The organism is Robertmurraya dakarensis (genome assembly GCF_900156875.1).
Lineage (GTDB): Bacteria > Bacillota > Bacilli > Bacillales > Cytobacillaceae > Robertmurraya > Robertmurraya dakarensis.
In genome coordinates, this window is the sequence record NZ_LT707408.1 from 1,325,343 (window position 1) to 1,342,890 (window position 17,548).

Below are 17,548 nucleotides of genomic sequence, written 5' to 3' on the forward strand. Positions count from 1 at the left end.
GTTCCAAGCTTTCTATAAATTGGGGGAAAAACGATGCGAGCTAGAGACTTATCTGTACTGCTAAGTGTAATTTTAATAGTGGCAATGCTGATCATACCTTTTCCAACTTGGTTGCTCAGTTTGCTCCTAATCGTGAATATTACTTTGGCATTACTGATCCTTTTAATATCCATGAATATGAATGAACCGCTTCAATTTTCGATCTTTCCCTCCTTATTATTGCTCGTTACTCTGTTCCGATTGGGACTGAACGTTTCGACAACAAGGTCCATTCTTTCTAAAGGAGATGCAGGGACAGTCGTAGAAACGTTTGGATCTTTTGTTGTTGGTGGAAATGTTGTTGTAGGACTTGTTGTGTTTGTCATTTTGGTTATTATAAATTTTATTGTTATAACAAAAGGTTCAGAACGTGTTTCCGAGGTAGCTGCCCGGTTTACGTTAGATGCCATGCCCGGGAAGCAAATGAGTATCGATGCTGACTTAAATGCTGGGATGATTTCGGAACATGAAGCGCGTGAACGACGGGAAAAAATTGGCCGTGAAGCTGACTTTTATGGGGCGATGGATGGTGCGAGTAAATTCGTAAAAGGAGATGCAATAGCCGGAATTATTATCACATTAATTAACCTTATTTTTGGTATTGTTATTGGGGTAATGCAGTTAGGCCTGCCAATTGGTGATGCGGCTACACAATTTTCTTTGCTAACGGTAGGTGATGGAATTGTCAGTCAGATTCCAGCCCTATTAATTTCAACTGCAACAGGGATTGTCGTAACAAGAGCCACTTCTGATGGGAACTTAGGAAAGGATATCTCCACCCAATTATTGGCTTATCCAAAAATGCTGTACGTAACGGGTGGCACGATCATTTTACTGGGATTATTTACGCCAATTGGCATTTTATTAACACTTCCTGTCGGGGGATTGCTGATTTTTGGCGGCTTTAGGATGTCAAAGACTCCGGTAGTGGATAAAGAACAGCTTGAGGATTTGGAAGAAGAAGCACAAGCAGATGAAATGAAAAGTCCTGAAAGTGTTGTCAGTCTTTTGAATGTTGATCCTATTGAATTTGAGTTTGGGTACGGCCTTATTCCGTTAGCAGATTCAAATCAAGGCGGGGATTTACTTGACCGCATCGTGATGATTAGAAGACAGTTAGCGATTGAATTAGGATTAGTGATACCTGTTGTACGAATAAGAGATAATATTCAGCTTCAACCTAATGAATATCGATTAAAAATAAAAGGCAATGAAATGGCCCGGGGAGAACTGCTGCTCGACCACTACTTAGCGATGAGCCCTGGTGTTGAGGATGAATCGATCGAGGGAATCGATACTGTCGAACCTTCTTTTGGACTGCCGGCTAAGTGGATTACTGAAGATATGAAAGAACAGGCGGAGATTTTTGGTTATACAGTTGTTGATCCACCATCCGTTGTATCAACACATATCACAGAGGTTATTAAGGCGAACGCACATGAATTAATAGGGAGACAAGAAACGAAGCAATTAATTGATCATATTAAAGAGAGCTATCCAATACTGGTAGAGGAAGTTACACCAAATCCGCTAGCAGTAGGGGAAGTTCAAAAAGTACTTGCGAAGCTGCTGAGAGAAAATGTTTCCGTTCGCAATCTACCAGTTATTTTTGAAACTTTAGCTGATTATGGAAAAGTTACTTCTGATATGGACTTACTGGCAGAATACGTCCGGCAAGCCTTAGCTAGACAAATTACAAATCAATACAGTTCTAATGGACAAACATTAAGAGTTGTAACAGTTTCTGGTAAGATTGAAAAAATCATCGCAGATGGAATTCAGGCAACTGAGCATGGAAATTATTTATCGATTGATCCTTCGGTCTCACAATCGATTCTTGAAGCTATGGCGGGTCAAATCGAACAGTTATCGCTGATGGAGCAAACTCCGATTGTTTTATGCTCGCCAGCTGTACGAATGTATATACGCCAATTGACGGAAAGATACTTTCCGCATGTACCAATCCTTTCTTATAACGAATTAGAGGCCAATGTAGAAGTACAAAGTGTAGGGGTGGTGAATATTGATTGAAGATAAAAAAATATGTCGCTCCCTCTATGCCGGAAGCGATGAAGTTAATCCGCGGTGAATTAGGAAATGATGCAGTTATTTTAAATTCAAAGATTATTTATACAGGTGGCATTCTTGGCTTTTTTCGAAAGAAAAATATCGAGGTAATTGCTGCAGTTGATGGAATTGCAAAATTGGAACCTAAAATGAAAGAAGAACCAAAGAAGAAGCAAAACCTCCCTCCAATAAAAGAAGTGGTACCAGAAAGCAGCATACAAGAGATAACAAATAGCAAAGAGAAATCACCTAATGAAATTAAGAGTGAACTGCAAGAGATGAAACGAATGATTGCAGGGTTGTCCTCGGCGAATCAAGGCTTAGTTCCTTATCCTGAGCCGATTGAGAGGGTTAACCACATGTTAATAGAACAAGAAATCGATGGAGAGCTAAGAGAAAAGCTTTCAGCTTCTTTATTAGAAAAATGGTACCTAGAAGGATCGAATTCTTCAGACCAGGAAGTACTTTCGTGGTGCAAAGACTTTATGGTTTCAAGTATCTCCAATTTAAAATTTGGAGAAATTACTTTTTCTAAAAAATACGTCAATGTTGTGGGTCCAACAGGTGTCGGAAAAACAACAACGCTAGCAAAAATTGCTGCGGACTGTATTTTAAAATTTAATAAAAAAGTGGCGTTTATTACGACTGACACTTACCGAATCGCTGCAATTGAACAGCTTAAGACATATGCAAAAATACTATCCATTCCATTAGAGGTTTGCTATGATTTAGCAGATTTTCAAAAGGCATGTGAAAAGTTCTCTGCAATGGATGTAGTACTGATTGATACTGCAGGGAGAAATTTTCGAAATCGGCAGTATGTTGAAGACTTAAGAAAAGTGGTCGATTATAACCGAGAGATGGAGACTTTCTTAGTGTTGTCATTAGCAGCAAAGCAAAAAGACATGGAAGAAATTTATCAACAATTTTCGCAAATTGCTATAGACCAATTTATTTTCACAAAAATAGATGAAACGTCTAATTATGGTTCTATGTATAATATGATCAATAAATATCAAATAGGAGCTGCATATATTACAAACGGGCAAGATGTCCCTGATGATAGAATTGCTGCTTCAGCTGAAAAAATTGTGAATTTAGTTCTCGGGGTTGAAAAACTATGAAAGACCAAGCTGAGGCGTTAAGAAAAAGGCTGCAAATAAAATCTAATCGTCAAAACTCAAAGTCAATTGCAGTTGTGAGTGGTAAAGGCGGAGTGGGGAAATCGAATTTTTCTTTAAATTTTGCTATTTCTTTGTCTAAGCGGGGACATAAAGTGCTGCTGTTTGATATGGATATCGGTATGGGAAATATCGATATTCTTTTAGGAAATCAAGCGAAGTGTTCAATCTCTGACTTTTTTGATGGAAAGGAAACACTCAGTAACCTTATTAGTGAGGGGCCTGAACAGCTCCACTATATTGCAGGCGGATCAGGCCTGGAACGTTTGATAACAATAGATGATGATACGTTCAGCAGCTTTTCTGACGAGCTTTCATCCATCATGGATAACTACCAATATATTATATTTGATATGGGAGCGGGAGTTACGAAAGAATCACTTTCCTTCATTTTATCTGTAGATGAAATTATCGTTGTAACGACCCCAGAACCAACCTCTATCACGGATGCTTATTCTATGATGAAGCATATTCATATTCAAAATCAGGATATCCCTTTTTTGATCGTCGTAAATCGGGTCCTGGATGATCGAGATGGGATAAATACTTATAAACGATTAAAAGAAGTTTCCAAAAGGTTTCTAGGAAGAGATCTTAACGCATTAGGAGTGATCCCTGATGATCGGTCAATCCTAAAAGCCGTAACCTCACAAACTCCTTTTATTTTGAAGGATGTACGTTCAGATGCTTCAAAAGCAATAATTAGAATAACAGAACGGTACGAAACCCAGCTATTAAAGGAAATGCCAGCCACTAACGCTTTTCATTTTGTTACAAAGTTAAAGCGATTTCTGTTTGAAAGGTAGTGCTTTAGATGGAAAGGATTAAAGTACTAATCGTTGATGATTCCGCATTTATGAGAAAGCTTTTACACGACTTCCTGTCAGAAAATCAATCAATCGAAGTCATTGGTACAGCAAGAAATGGGGAAGATGCTATCAAGAAAATCCAAGAATTAAAACCTGATGTTGTTACAATGGATATTGAAATGCCTATATTAAATGGATTAGAAGCTCTGCGATACATCATGAGAACCACCCCATTACCTATCGTGATGTTGTCTAGTACAACTCAAAATGGTGCAGAGAATACCATATTAGCATGTTCATACGGCGCCGTGGACTTTGTAGCGAAGCCATCAGGTGCTATTTCTTTGGATCTTCATAAGATAAAAGAAGAACTTATTCAAAAAGTCATTTCAGCGAGCAAGGTAAAAATGCATCAGTTAATGATAAATAACTATGCAAAAAGCACTACTAATGTAACGGCGAATTATAGTAAAATAGAACGAGAGAGGCCGATAGATGTAACAGGGAATTCCTCTGCAAAAAAAATAGTTTGTATTGGAACCTCGACTGGAGGACCTAGGGCTCTGCAGCAGGTTATCGGAAAGCTGCCTAAAGATTTTAATGCGCCTGTACTAGTCGTACAGCATATGCCAGCTGGTTTTACTAAAAGTCTTGCAAACAGATTGAACTCTATTTCTGACGTGAATGTTAAAGAAGCGGTGGATGGCGAGACGGTCAATAAAGGAACCGTTTATATTGCACCAGGGGGCATGCATTTGAAAATAAAGGAATTAGGGACAAACTTAACGATTCAACTTGACGCTACGACTCCTCCTAGAAATGGTCATAGACCCTCTGTGGATGTCATGTTTGAGTCTATTAGCAGATTGAGAGATTATCAAAAGATAGCAGTAATCATGACTGGGATGGGGATGGATGGTACAAAAGGACTTCAAGAGTTAAAAAAATGCGGACCTGTAACGGCTATTGCAGAATCGCAAGAAACATCCATTGTTTATGGGATGCCAAAAGCAGCCGTTGCAACAAAGCTGGTAGATGAAGTTCAAAATGTCGAAAACATTGCAGAAACAATCTTGAAATATGTTTAGCCGAAGGAGGCAGAAACATGGATGTGAACCAATATTTAGAGGTTTTTATTGAAGAAAGTAAGGAACATTTGCAAAGCTGTAATGAGCGCTTGCTGGATCTCGAGAAAAATCCAGAAGATATGAGTATTGTAAATGACATTTTTCGTTCTGCACATACTTTAAAAGGGATGTCAGCAACAATGGGGTATGAGGACTTAGCAAGTTTAACTCATCAAATGGAAAATGTCCTAGATGCGATTCGAAATAATAAGCTTCATGTAACACCTGATTTACTTGATATTGTTTTCTTAGCTGTAGATGATTTAGAAGCCATGGTATTATCAATTGCTGATGGCGGTGATGGGAAACGAGATGTTTCTGAAGTTGTATCGAAGCTGAAACAAATTGAAAAAGGTGAAACCACTGCTCAATTGTCTTCAAAGGCTGAAGTGGCAGCTGCTGTTGCTGAAGTGGATCTAGGGACAATAATTACCTCGAAAATTGAGTATGACGAGTTTGAATCTACCGTCATACAACAGTCAAAGGAACAAGGGTTTGAAGTGTTTGAAATTACGGTTTCGTTAAGAGAAGACTGCTTGCTCAAAGCTGCACGAGTATATATGGTTTTTGAAGTACTTGAAAAAATTGGTGAAGTCATTAAGTCCAATCCGCCAGTTGATCAGCTTGAAGAAGAACAGTTTGATCAAGAGTTTACTGTGACCATTGTTTCAAAAGATCAACTTGATGATATTAAGTTGAAGGTTATGAAAGTATCGGAAGTGGACTCAGTTGAAATCCATCCTGTTATATTAGAGATTGATCGGGAAAGTCAAGTTTCGTCTGGTACCTTAGTAGAAGAAGAACCTAAAAAAGGTCAAAAAGAGGATACATATCTTCCTGAACAAACACAGAAAAAGAAACAAGCGTCACCAGCTAAACAACAAGTGAATAAGACGATTCGGGTGAATATTGAAAGATTGGATATTTTACTAAACTTATTCGAAGAGCTCGTTATTGATCGTGGCAGACTAGAGCAAATCTCCAATGAGTTGAAAAATCAAGAACTTCATGAAACTGTTGAAAAAATGTCAAGGATTACAGGAGATTTACAAAATATTATCTTAAATATGCGAATGGTTCCTGTCGAAACTGTTTTTAATCGTTTCCCTAGAATGGTTAGACAACTTGCTCGCGATCTTGGTAAAAAGATTAATCTAGAAATTATAGGTGCTGACACAGAACTGGATAGAACCGTCATAGATGAAATAGGGGATCCTCTTGTACACCTCATCCGAAATGCTCTTGACCATGGTGTAGAAACCCCTGAAGTAAGAAAGGCAAATGGCAAGAGTGAAGAAGGAACAGTTGTCTTAAAGGCTTACCACAGTGGGAATCATGTGTTCATTGAAATCGAAGATGACGGCGCTGGAATAAATAAAGATAAGGTATTAACGAAAGCGCTTAAGAATGGAATCGTTAATGAACAAACAGCTGCTGCTCTTACGGATAAGGAAGTATACGAACTAATTTTAGCCTCTGGTTTTTCCACAGCTGAAAAAATATCTGACATTTCCGGCCGCGGTGTAGGTCTGGATGTTGTAAAAAATACAATCGAATCTTTGGGTGGTTCGGTGACCATAGATTCTAAATTAGGGAAAGGTTCCATTTTTTCTATTCAATTGCCACTAACGCTATCCATTATTTCCGTCATGCTGGTAGAAATAGAAAAGGAAAAATTTGCTATACCCCTTTCATCTATTATTGAAACAGCTATCGTCAAAAAGGAAGATATCTTAAATGCACATAACCAAAGAGTCATTGATTTTAGAGGTAAAGTAGTACCATTGTTATTCTTAAAAGATATTTTTGAAGTTCCATGCCAAGAAACAGAGGACCATTTCTATTCAGTGGTGATTGTAAGAAAAGGGGATAAAATGGCTGGATTAGTAGTTGATTCATTTATTGGTCAACAGGAGGTTGTACTGAAGTCTCTTGGTAACTATTTAACAAATGTATTTGCTATTTCGGGTGCTACCATTCTTGGTGATGGCCAAGTCGCTCTGATTGTTGATTGCAATGCTTTGATTAAGTAGCAGTATAGAAAAATGCAATGTTATAGATTCCAAGCTTAGGTAGGAGTGGTCATTATGACAGAGACTTTAACTGACGATATGAAGTTAATTGTTTTTCAGTTAAAAGAAAAAGAATACGCTATTCCAGTTCATCAGGTCAACTCAATTGAAAAAGTATTGCATATTACGAGAGTGCCCGGTGTAGCTCCATATGTTAAAGGGGTCATCAATTTAAGGGGTGTTGTCACCCCGATCATAGATTTGCGCAGGCGTTTTGACCTTGAAGAAGAGCCGTATACAGATAGTACAAGAGTAATTATAGCGGGCTTCGATGATCTAGAAGTAGGTTTGATTGTTGATACAGCTAATGATGTTATTGATGTGAATGTGAATTCGATCGAACCGCAGCCAGATGTAGTTGGTGTAAAGGAAGCAGAGTATATAAGTGGTGTTGTTAAATTAGATAGAAGACTTCTTATCTTGCTTGACTTAAAGAAAGTATTGAATCCCCATGAGTTAAAAGTGAATTATGGAAATGAAGGATGATCCTATGAACTTCCTTGATCAATTTACATCGATTCACCTTGATGTATTAAAAGAAATAGGGAATATTGGTGCAGGTAATGCAGCGACTGCACTTTCATCACTTTTAAATAAAAAGGTTGATATGAAGGTTCCTGATGTAAGGATTGTTTCCTTTAATGAAATGATGGAGCTTGCTGGGGGCCCTGATAATGTTGTTGCTAGTGTGTTCTTACGTATTGAGGGTGATGCACCAGGAAGTATGTTCTTTATCCTTTCTTTACAGCAAGCTAGCAGGTTTATCCAACAAATGTTGGGGGATTCAAGTCTATCATTGGATAACCCTCCATATGATGAGATGGCTCTGTCTGCACTGCAGGAGCTCGGTAATATTTTATCTGGGTCGTATTTATCTTCGCTTTCGGATTTTACCAAACTTGATTTGTACCCATCCGTTCCAGCATTAAGTATTGATATGGTTGGAGCTCTAATCAGTTTCGGGTTAATAGAATTTTCGCAGGTTAGCGATTATGCTATTGTGATAGACACAGCACTTAATGAGGATGATCATCATCCAACGGAGAGCGTGAAAGGACACTTTTTTCTGCTGCCTGATCCAGATTCATTTGAAATTATCTTTCGGTCATTAGGGGTAAGCAGCTATGAATGAATGTGCTCAGGTGATAAAAGTAGGGATTGCCGATATGAACATGGTAAAGGCTCCTGATCTAATTAGAACCTCAGGCCTAGGTTCCTGTGTTGGTGTGGTTATTTATGATCAAGTAAAGGAACTTGCAGGTTTAGCCCATATCATGTTACCTGATTCTTCATTAGCGAAGGGCGGATTATTGAATATTGCAAAATTTGCAGATACTGCTGTTAAAGAACTAGTAAATCAATTGATTCAAAATGGTTCAAGAACTTATGCTTTAAAAGCAAAAATCGCGGGCGGTGCCCAAATGTTTCAATTTGCTAACTCAAGCGATTTAATGAGGATTGGTCCGAGGAATGTGGAGGCGGTTAAACATGAACTAGCCTCACTAAAAATTCCCATTTTAGGTGAGGATGTTGGTGGAAACAGCGGAAGGACCATTGAATTTAATCCAAAGACATGCATCTTAAAAATTCGGACGGTAAACAAAGGAATTTCGGAGTTATAGAATGAATGGAAATTAATAGTTGGAAAATAGAATCAATCAGCCTCTGTCTAAGGCTGATTTTTTCAGCTCATTTACTAACAATATAACAATATTCTTTCTGTGGAATTCCAATAATGTTTTTAATAATAATTCCCGCACTCTTTATAAAATGAACAAGGCAAATATTTGCTATAATAAACATAAAGAAATTTGCGGATGTTTTTAGGAGGTTACGATGGTACAAACATCAACGAATGAGGAACAATTAATATGGTCAAAATGGGTTTCTTCACGTGATGGAGATGCAGGAAACTTATTGGTTAAAAAGTATATGCCTCTTGTTAGTTATCATGTTCAAAGAGTATCGGTCGGCCTTCCAAAAAACGTTTCAAGGGACGAGCTTCACAGTCTAGGATTAATGGGGCTATTTGATGCATTAGAAAAATTTGATCCTTCTAGAGAGTTAAAATTTGATACATATGCCTCATTTAGGATCCGAGGGGCCATTATCGATGGGCTGCGAAAGGAAGATTGGTTATCGCGCAGTACGAGGGAAAAGGCTAAGAAAATAGAAGCGGCCGCAGAAATGTTGGAGCAAAAGCATATGGGTACCGTTACAGCGAAGCACATTGCAGACGAAGTGCAAATGACGGAAGAGGAAGTATGTACAACAATGAATGAACACTTTTTTGCGAGTATCTTGTCTATTGATGAGCATAGTAACGATCAAGATGAGAAAGATTCTAGCTCTTTTACAATAAAAGATCCAAAAGCTGAAGTGCCTGAAGAGAAAATTTTGAAGGATGAATTAATAAAAGAAATGTCAGAGTCGATCAATAGCCTAAATGAAAAAGAGCAGCTTGTATTAAGTTTATTTTATAAAGAAGAATTAACTCTGACTGAGATTGGTCAAGTATTAGAACTTTCTACTTCGAGAATTTCCCAAATTCATTCAAAAGCTATATTTAAGCTTAGGCAAGCATTAAATAAACTCATATAAGCACTTCGTGGAAGTATTAGCACGCTTTGTTAGGAGGAATATGATGGAAGTGCCGTTTAGAGTGAAGGTTTCAAAGGATTTGTTATCTGCATCTTTAGAAATTATTGGTCCATTTAAAGAGGGCATCACGGCAAATGAACTGGAAGCTTTTCTAAAGGAAGAAAATATCCATTTTGGTATCAACCATCAGCTGCTTCACGAAATCTCCGTTAATCCTATAAAAATGGATTATCCTATTATAGTTGCAGAAGGATTACCGCCGCAGCAAGGAGAAGATGCCTATTTAGTGGCAGAGTATCCAAGTGAGAAAAAGAATAAAAAGAAAGAAGTCAATTTCCGCCATATACTTGATATTCCGTCTGTTAAGAAAGGACAGATAATAGCCAGGATTGTACCAGAGACATACGGTACAAACGGGACAACTGTCACTGGACAGACATTGCTGCCTCGAAAGGGAAAGCCATTGAAGGTTAGAGCGGGAAAGAACGTGATCAAACTGGATAATCAATTTATCGCTTCAATAGATGGGCAGGTAAGCATAACGACAAGAAGTATATCGGTTAATCCAGTGTTCGAAGTTACGGGTGACCTAGATCTAAAAACGGGGAATGTCCATTTTATCGGGAATGTCGTTATTAGAGGGGATGTCCCAACAGGGTATGTGATCGAAGCCGGCGGCGACATTAGGATTTATGGATTAGTTGAAGGGGCCCAATTAATAGCAAACGGAAATATACTAGTTTCTGGTGGAATCACTGGAGGCAATCGAGGTCATGTTAGTGCAGGCGGAACGATACAAGCAAATTACTTAAATCAAGCAGACGTACAGGCTGTTGAAGATATAATCATTCATTCCTCTCTATTGCATAGTAAGGTAGAGGCAGGGGGGGCAATAATCTGTAAAAATGGACCTATAATTGGAGGACAAATCTTTTCCGGTAAGGATATTCATGTAAAGGAGATTGGGAACCACTTATATACAAAAACAGAGTTAACAATGGGATACAACCCAGCCATGGAACAACAAGAAATAGAGCTGATCCAAGAGTCAGAAAAGGTGTCTGAAAATATCAAAAAATTAGCGCAAATAGAGCAAATACTTCTCAAAGGCATGCAGCAAAAAGCTCAGGTGTCATTACAGGAAAAAGAAGTGCTCGTAAAACAAAGAGCTACGAAAGAACAGCTTACCCTTCAGTTAAAACGGCTGCAGCAGCAACTTTTAGAGGTGAAGCATGAAAAAGAACGGAGTAAAAGTGCATCCCTTTTTATATATGAGAAAATCCATCCTAATACAGTCCTTCATTTTGGAAAACAGTCAAGGGTTATTCAAAGAGTTCATACGTATGTAAAGTTTTATATCGAAGACGGAGAAATTATGTTTGAATCAATTGGGTAGACAGCGGTTGTATATTATATAAGGAAGTGATGAGGTTTTGAGCTTGAAATCAATAGAAATGCAAGTAGCACTTCCGCGAACACAGGATGCTGGAAAATTACAAGAGCAGCTGCAGCAGCGAGGTCAGCTTCATCATGATATGGCAGCACAAACTGGTAAAAAAGAAGATGAGAAAAAGGCGAAAACGGTTAGTAAGCAAGAACAAAAAGATCGTGCACAATTCCACAAGGAAGGACGAAACGATGATCATCAGCAAGAAAATAAAAAGCGAAATAAGGAAAAAACTAAAGTATCACATCCATACAAAGGGACCCGTATGGATTTTAGTGGATAGAGGGATTGTATGACGAATTTTTTACTATTTATAAGTCTCACTTTAAATATTATTGCATTCCTATGTATTGTCATTCTTTATTTACGTCAGAACAAATTATTTGAAGTAGAGAAAAAACAAGCTCAGCTTATTAATGAGATGGAAGAAATTATTTCTGCTTATCTTATTGAAATGAAGGAAGAAAACGAGCAGTTTATTAAAAATGTAAAAAAAGTTCAATCGAATAGTGCAGCAAATAACCTTCCAAAAAAGGATGCTAGTCAAGAATCGGAAGATAGCAAGGAGAACGAAACTTTAACAGAAAATATCAGCTTTGAATCTAAAGCCGAAGATACAGCGGGACATGAAGATAACCATATCTATCCAAGGGGAAATGTTTTTCAAGTAGTTCAGGCGTATAGAAATACATATAAGCAGCATGAAGAAAAAATTGATGATCTTCCTATTACACCGGAAAAGGACTTGAAAACAGAACTAGAAGAGCACCAGCCTATAAATAAAGAGGGACATAATGACAACAATTCCACTACAACGTTAAATGAGGCATTAAGATTAAGAAATCAGGGGCATGCGGTGTCAGATATTGCTAAAAAGTTAAATAAAGGGAAGACAGAAATCGAGCTTTTACTCAAATTTGGACAAAATGATCAAGAATAACTTGATAAGAATTCATACATATGCTATATTTACAAATGGTGTTAATACACACGTTCGTGGATTTGGACAAATGGTGCTGTTAATGTAACAGTTTTTGTCTAAAAATGAAATGAACGGAGGAAAACAAAACCATTAGGAGGAAATAACATGTCAGTAATTTCTATGAAGCAATTGCTTGAAGCTGGTGTACATTTTGGACACCAAACTCGCCGTTGGAACCCAAAAATGAAGAAGTATATCTTCACGGAGCGTAACGGTATCTATATCATTGACCTTCAAAAAACAGTTAAGAAGGTTGAAGAAGCGTATAACTGGGTAAAAGAATTAGCTGCTAATGGCGGTACAGTTCTTTTTGTTGGTACAAAGAAACAAGCTCAGGATTCAGTTAAAGAAGAAGCTGAACGTTCAGGTATGTACTACGTTAACCAACGTTGGTTAGGCGGTACTTTAACTAACTTTGAAACAATCCAAAAGCGTATTGCACGTTTAAAAGATATCGAAAGAATGGCTGAAGACGGTACTTTTGAAGTACTTCCTAAAAAAGAAGTTGTTCAATTAAGAAAAGAGCAAGAACGTCTTGAAAAGTTCTTAGGCGGTATTAAGGACATGAAGCAGCTTCCAGATGCATTGTTTATCATCGACCCTCGTAAAGAACGTATTGCGGTTGCTGAAGCACATAAATTGAATATCCCGATCGTAGGTATTGTTGATACAAACTGTGACCCAGATGAAATCGACGTTGTAATCCCTGCAAATGACGATGCTATTCGTGCCGTTAAATTATTAACTGGTAAAATGGCTGACGCAATCCTTGAAGCAAAACAAGGGGAAGAAGTTACAACAGCTTAATCGAAAAGCGGAAGCGCCTTGATCAGACCCGACTAGCACAAGACGAGCCTCCCGGAAAGGTGTTCTTTACCTTTTTGGGAGGATTGGCTTGTGACTCGAGGGGCTAGGCGCTGGAGCTAGACAGCTCTTGTTCAAAGAATGAATGAAGGTGATTAGAGGGCTTTACCCTTTATCACCTTTTTTTAAAGAATAATGTCCCATAATAGATTAGTTTTTACTAGTCTTGCCAAAAATAATAGTACATAGATCAAAGGAGGATTTCTTATTATGGCAATTACTGCACAAATGGTTAAAGAACTACGTGAAAAAACAGGCGCAGGTATGATGGACTGCAAAAAGGCACTTCAAGAAGTTGACGGTGATATGGAAAAAGCAATCGATTACCTACGTGAAAAAGGTATCGCAAAAGCTGCTAAAAAGGGCGATCGTATTGCTGCTGAAGGTTTAACTGCAATTAAAGTTGAAGGAAACGAAGCAGTAATTCTAGAAGTGAACTCTGAAACTGATTTTGTTGCTAAAAATGAAGGATTCCAAACGCTTGTTAAAGAGCTTGCAGAGCACCTTCTAGCAAAAAAACCAGCATCTGTAGAAGAAGCTAATGGACAAACAATGGATAACGGAGCAACTGTTGAAGCGTATATTAATGCTGCCGTAGCAAAAATTGGTGAAAAACTTACACTTCGTCGTTTCGAAGTTAAAACAAAATCCGATAACGATGCTTTTGGTGCATATCTGCACATGGGTGGCCGTATTGGGGTGCTTTCTGTACTTGAAGGTACAACAGATGAAGATGCAGCTAAAGATGTATCCATGCATATTGCTGCTTTAAATCCAAAGTATGTATCACGTGACGAGGTTTCTGCAGAAGAAGTAGAACGCGAACGTCAAGTTCTTACTCAACAAGCATTAAACGAAGGCAAGCCTGAAAATATTGTTGCTAAAATGGTAGAAGGCCGTCTTAGCAAATACTTTGAAGATGTATGTGTAAATGACCAAGCTTTCGTTAAGAACCCTGATCAAAAGGTAGGACAATTTGTTCAATCTAAAGGCGGAAAAATTCGTGAATTCGTTCGTTATGAAGTAGGAGAAGGAATCGAAAAGCGTGAAGATAATTTCGCTGAGGAAGTTATGAGTCAAGTTAAAAAATAATGATGACGATCTAGATTTCTATAACTGATATCCGTTTAGCGGATTATATAGGGAACACATTGTGTTCCCTATTTTTAAAAAATAATCTTAATAATCGTACGAGAACATGTTAAAATTCTCATAGAAAAAGGAAGTTTTCCTTATATCTGAAATATACATATGGAGGTTCCGATGAGCAGTCCTAAATACAAACGCGTTGTCTTGAAATTAAGTGGTGAAGCTTTGGCCGGAAATCAAGGATTTGGAATCAATCCAACTGTGATAAAATCCGTTGCCGGACAAGTGAAAGAGCTAGCAGAATTAGGTGTAGAGGTTGCTGTAGTTGTTGGCGGCGGGAACATTTGGCGAGGGAAAATAGGCGAAGAAATGGGAATGGATAGAGCAACTGCGGACTATATGGGTATGCTTGCTACTGTAATGAATTCCTTAGCGCTTCAAGATAGTCTTGAACAGCTAGGTATTGAAACTCGTGTTCAAACGTCAATTGAAATGAGACAAGTAGCTGAACCATATATTCGCAGACGTGCCATTCGTCATCTGGAGAAAACCCGCGTTGTCATTTTTGCTGCCGGTACAGGGAACCCTTACTTTTCAACAGATACGACCGCTGCTTTACGTGCAGCCGAAATTGAGGCTGATGTAATATTAATGGCTAAAAATAATGTTGATGGTGTCTACTCTGCAGATCCTCGCGTTGATCAAAATGCGAAGAAATACGAAGAACTTTCTTATTTAGACGTCTTGAAGGAAGGTCTAGCAGTGATGGATTCAACAGCTTCTTCATTATGTATGGATAATGATATCCCACTCATTGTTTTTTCAATCATGGAAAATGGAAATATTAAACGAGCTGTTTTAGGTGAATCTATTGGAACGATTGTAAGGGGGAAAAAATAATGCCAAAACAAGTAATTGCAACTGTAAAGGAGAGAATGACAAAGGCGATTCAAAGTTATTCTCGTGAACTTGCCGGAATTCGTGCAGGGAGAGCAAATGCATCCTTGCTTGATCGAATTTCTGTTGATTATTATGGAGCTCCGACTCCAATCAACCAATTAGCTGGTGTGTCTGTTCCTGAGGCAAGACTATTAGTTGTTCAACCATATGACAAGACGATCTTAGGCGAAATTGAAAAAGCAATTTTAAAATCTGATTTAGGGATAACACCTACTAATGATGGAAATGTTATTCGTTTAGCGATTCCACAACTAACAGAAGAACGCAGAAAAGAGCTTGTTAAAGTTGTGAAAAAAGAAGCGGAAGAAGCAAAGGTTGCGATCCGCAATATTCGCCGTGACGGCAATGATGACTTAAAGAAGCTTGAAAAAAGTGGAGGTATTACAGAGGATGAGCTCCGCGGTTATTCTGATGACATTCAAAAAGCAACTGATGAGTTTATTGCAAAGATTGACAGCATGACAAAAGATAAAGAAAAAGAAATTTTAGAAGTATAATATGACCCCTTCATACCCTCTATGTTTAGGGGGTATTTCTTTTCTAGTTAGTCTTCTTATACTTTTACTTCTTATTTTTGATGCTCGTACATATTTTTTATAGAGATATCTTTTTCCATTTTTGGTATGATAGTAGCAGTAAATGAAATTTGATACTTTAAATCATGTTTGGTGAGAAATTCTTATCTTTTTTGGAGGATCCTAAATGTTAGATAAACGAAAGTTCTGGAAGAAACAGGATGAATCTTACGAACTCCAAGACCAAATCATTTCAATTAAAAAACAGCCAGTCCCATCCCATATAGCAATTATTATGGATGGCAACGGACGCTGGGCTAAGAAAAGAGCGCTCCCAAGGATAGCCGGTCACCATGAAGGAATGAAGGTTGTCCGTAAAATCACAAAGCTTGCAAATGAATTGGGTGTTAAAACCCTTACACTATACGCATTTTCAACTGAAAATTGGAAACGCCCGAAAATGGAAGTAGATTATTTAATGAAACTTCCTGAAGAATTTCTTGGGTCTTTTTTACCGGAACTAATCGAAGAAAATGTGCGTGTAGAAATGATGGGCTATCGAGATAGTTTGCCGTCCCATACGGTAAACGCAGTAGAAAAAGCAATGCGTGATACGCAAAATAATAATGGTCTTGTCTTGAATTTTGCTTTAAATTATGGGAGCAGATCTGAAATTTTGGATGCGGTCAAAAGCGTCTTAAATGATTGTAAAAGTGGCATACTGAATGAGAATGAACTAAATGAAGAAGTTTTTTCATCTTATCTGATGACAAGTAAACACGAAGACCCAGACTTGTTGATTCGAACAAGCGGTGAAATACGTCTCAGTAACTTTATGCTTTGGCAATTAGCCTATACAGAGTTTTGGTTCACAGAAGTTTTGTGGCCAGATTTTAGTGAAAAGCATCTTATAGAGGCAGTCCGTGAATTTCAAAATCGTCAGAGGCGTTTTGGTGGAGTATAACAAAGGTGTTGAATTTGTAAATGAAGCAAAGAGTCATAACAGGAGTTATTGCAGCAGGAGTATTCTTACCGATAGTTATTGCAGGTGGAATGCCGATTATTCTATTAACGTACTTATTAGCTTCAATCGCGTTATATGAATTATTAAAGATGCGAAACCTTAAGCTATTATCCATACCGGGTCTTATTTCTTTAGCTGTATTATGGGTCTTCTTAATTCCAAACAGATTTATTGATATATTGATTCACCTCAATATCGCAAAGGTAGAGATTGCCCTTATGGCAGTTTTGCTATTTTTAACTTATACGGTTGCAACGAAAAATAGGTTTACTTTTGACGATGTAGCTTTTTCTTTAATGGCAACATTATATATAGGTATGGGCTTTTTCTACTTTATTGAAACAAGAGAGGCTGGAGGATTAGTATATATCTTTTATTCCCTCTTTATTATTTGGGCTACCGACTCAGGGGCATACTTTATTGGCCGTGCGTTTGGGAAGCGAAAATTATGGCCGGAAATTAGTCCAAACAAAACGATTGAAGGCTCTATAGGCGGAATATTATCTGCCGTTTTAGTGGCTATTCTTTTTGTGATATTCTCTGATATTGATGCATCATTAATGGAATTAATTTTTATAACAGTGTTATTGTCTATATTTGGCCAAGTAGGTGATTTAGTAGAGTCAGCTTTGAAGCGGCATTACGATGTAAAGGATTCAGGCAGAATACTTCCTGGACATGGTGGTATTTTAGACCGTTTCGACAGCTTGCTTTTTGTGTGGCCATTAATACACTTCTTTCATTTATTGTAATAAGGATGTTAAGCCGCAA

Annotated in this window: 18 protein-coding genes; all 18 read left to right on the forward strand. The window is 37.9% G+C overall.

From position 1 onward, the window contains the following. Positions 1–33 precede the first annotated feature (33 nt). The 18 genes from flhA (at position 34) to CZ487_RS07775 (ending at position 17,529) form a co-directional block, all read left to right on the forward strand. A complete protein-coding gene (gene flhA, locus CZ487_RS07690) occupies positions 34–2,070 on the forward strand; it encodes a flagellar biosynthesis protein FlhA (protein WP_077211537.1) in 2,037 nt (678 codons plus the stop codon). Continuing rightward, entirely contained in the window at positions 2,067–3,230 is a 1,164-nt protein-coding gene (flhF, locus tag CZ487_RS07695) for a flagellar biosynthesis GTPase FlhF (RefSeq protein ID WP_077211538.1), read from the forward strand. The genes flhA and flhF overlap by 4 nt, the downstream gene beginning before the upstream one ends. Further along, the gene (locus CZ487_RS07700) at positions 3,227–4,093 is read left to right on the forward strand and encodes a MinD/ParA family protein (RefSeq protein ID WP_077211539.1); all 867 of its coding nucleotides are present in this window, start codon (positions 3,227–3,229) and stop codon (positions 4,091–4,093) included. Before flhF ends, CZ487_RS07700 begins: the two co-directional genes overlap by 4 nt. Positions 4,094–4,101: 8 nt before the next feature. After that, positions 4,102–5,184 carry a protein-glutamate methylesterase/protein-glutamine glutaminase gene (locus tag CZ487_RS07705; RefSeq protein WP_077211540.1) on the forward strand — a complete coding sequence of 361 codons (1,083 nt, stop codon included), beginning with the start codon at positions 4,102–4,104 and terminating at the stop codon, positions 5,182–5,184. A 17-nt stretch (positions 5,185–5,201) separates the two neighbouring features. Continuing rightward, positions 5,202–7,256, forward strand: coding sequence for a chemotaxis protein CheA (locus CZ487_RS07710; protein WP_077211541.1), 2,055 nt, complete (start codon positions 5,202–5,204; stop codon positions 7,254–7,256). Positions 7,257–7,310: 54 nt separating this feature from the next. Beyond that, entirely contained in the window at positions 7,311–7,781 is a 471-nt protein-coding gene (locus CZ487_RS07715) for a chemotaxis protein CheW (RefSeq protein ID WP_077211542.1), read from the forward strand. A 4-nt stretch (positions 7,782–7,785) separates the two neighbouring features. Beyond that, positions 7,786–8,427, forward strand: a complete 642-nt coding sequence (locus CZ487_RS07720) for a chemotaxis protein CheC (protein WP_077211901.1) — start codon at positions 7,786–7,788, stop codon at positions 8,425–8,427. After that, positions 8,420–8,917: a chemotaxis protein CheD gene (locus CZ487_RS07725; RefSeq protein ID WP_077211543.1), complete on the forward strand. Its 498-nt coding sequence runs from the start codon at positions 8,420–8,422 to the stop codon at positions 8,915–8,917. Before CZ487_RS07720 ends, CZ487_RS07725 begins: the two co-directional genes overlap by 8 nt. A gap of 214 nt (positions 8,918–9,131) precedes the next feature. Beyond that, entirely contained in the window at positions 9,132–9,896 is a 765-nt protein-coding gene (locus CZ487_RS07730) for a FliA/WhiG family RNA polymerase sigma factor (RefSeq protein WP_077211544.1), read from the forward strand. A 40-nt stretch (positions 9,897–9,936) separates the two neighbouring features. After that, positions 9,937–11,292 (forward strand): DUF342 domain-containing protein, encoded by a 1,356-nt coding sequence (locus tag CZ487_RS07735; protein ID WP_084783147.1) that lies wholly within the window; start codon positions 9,937–9,939, stop codon positions 11,290–11,292. Between the two features lie 43 nt (positions 11,293–11,335). Further along, positions 11,336–11,626 carry a hypothetical protein gene (locus tag CZ487_RS07740; protein WP_237562815.1) on the forward strand — a complete coding sequence of 97 codons (291 nt, stop codon included), beginning with the start codon at positions 11,336–11,338 and terminating at the stop codon, positions 11,624–11,626. A gap of 9 nt (positions 11,627–11,635) precedes the next feature. Further along, positions 11,636–12,283: a hypothetical protein gene (locus CZ487_RS07745; RefSeq protein ID WP_077211547.1), complete on the forward strand. Its 648-nt coding sequence runs from the start codon at positions 11,636–11,638 to the stop codon at positions 12,281–12,283. Between the two features lie 147 nt (positions 12,284–12,430). Next, positions 12,431–13,132, forward strand: coding sequence for a 30S ribosomal protein S2 (gene rpsB, locus CZ487_RS07750; RefSeq protein WP_077211548.1), 702 nt, complete (start codon positions 12,431–12,433; stop codon positions 13,130–13,132). Positions 13,133–13,399: 267 nt separating this feature from the next. Next, a complete protein-coding gene (gene tsf / locus CZ487_RS07755) occupies positions 13,400–14,281 on the forward strand; it encodes a translation elongation factor Ts (protein ID WP_077211549.1) in 882 nt (293 codons plus the stop codon). 171 nt (positions 14,282–14,452) lie between these two features. Next, complete coding sequence (pyrH, locus tag CZ487_RS07760; RefSeq protein WP_077211550.1) at positions 14,453–15,178, forward strand: UMP kinase; 726 nt, start codon at positions 14,453–14,455, stop codon at positions 15,176–15,178. Next, positions 15,178–15,735: a ribosome recycling factor gene (frr, locus tag CZ487_RS07765; protein WP_077211551.1), complete on the forward strand. Its 558-nt coding sequence runs from the start codon at positions 15,178–15,180 to the stop codon at positions 15,733–15,735. Before pyrH ends, frr begins: the two co-directional genes overlap by 1 nt. 205 nt (positions 15,736–15,940) lie before the next feature. Continuing rightward, positions 15,941–16,717: an isoprenyl transferase gene (locus CZ487_RS07770; RefSeq protein WP_077211552.1), complete on the forward strand. Its 777-nt coding sequence runs from the start codon at positions 15,941–15,943 to the stop codon at positions 16,715–16,717. A 20-nt stretch (positions 16,718–16,737) separates the two neighbouring features. Then, a complete protein-coding gene (locus tag CZ487_RS07775; protein WP_077211553.1) occupies positions 16,738–17,529 on the forward strand; it encodes a phosphatidate cytidylyltransferase in 792 nt (263 codons plus the stop codon). Positions 17,530–17,548: the final 19 nt, after the last annotated feature.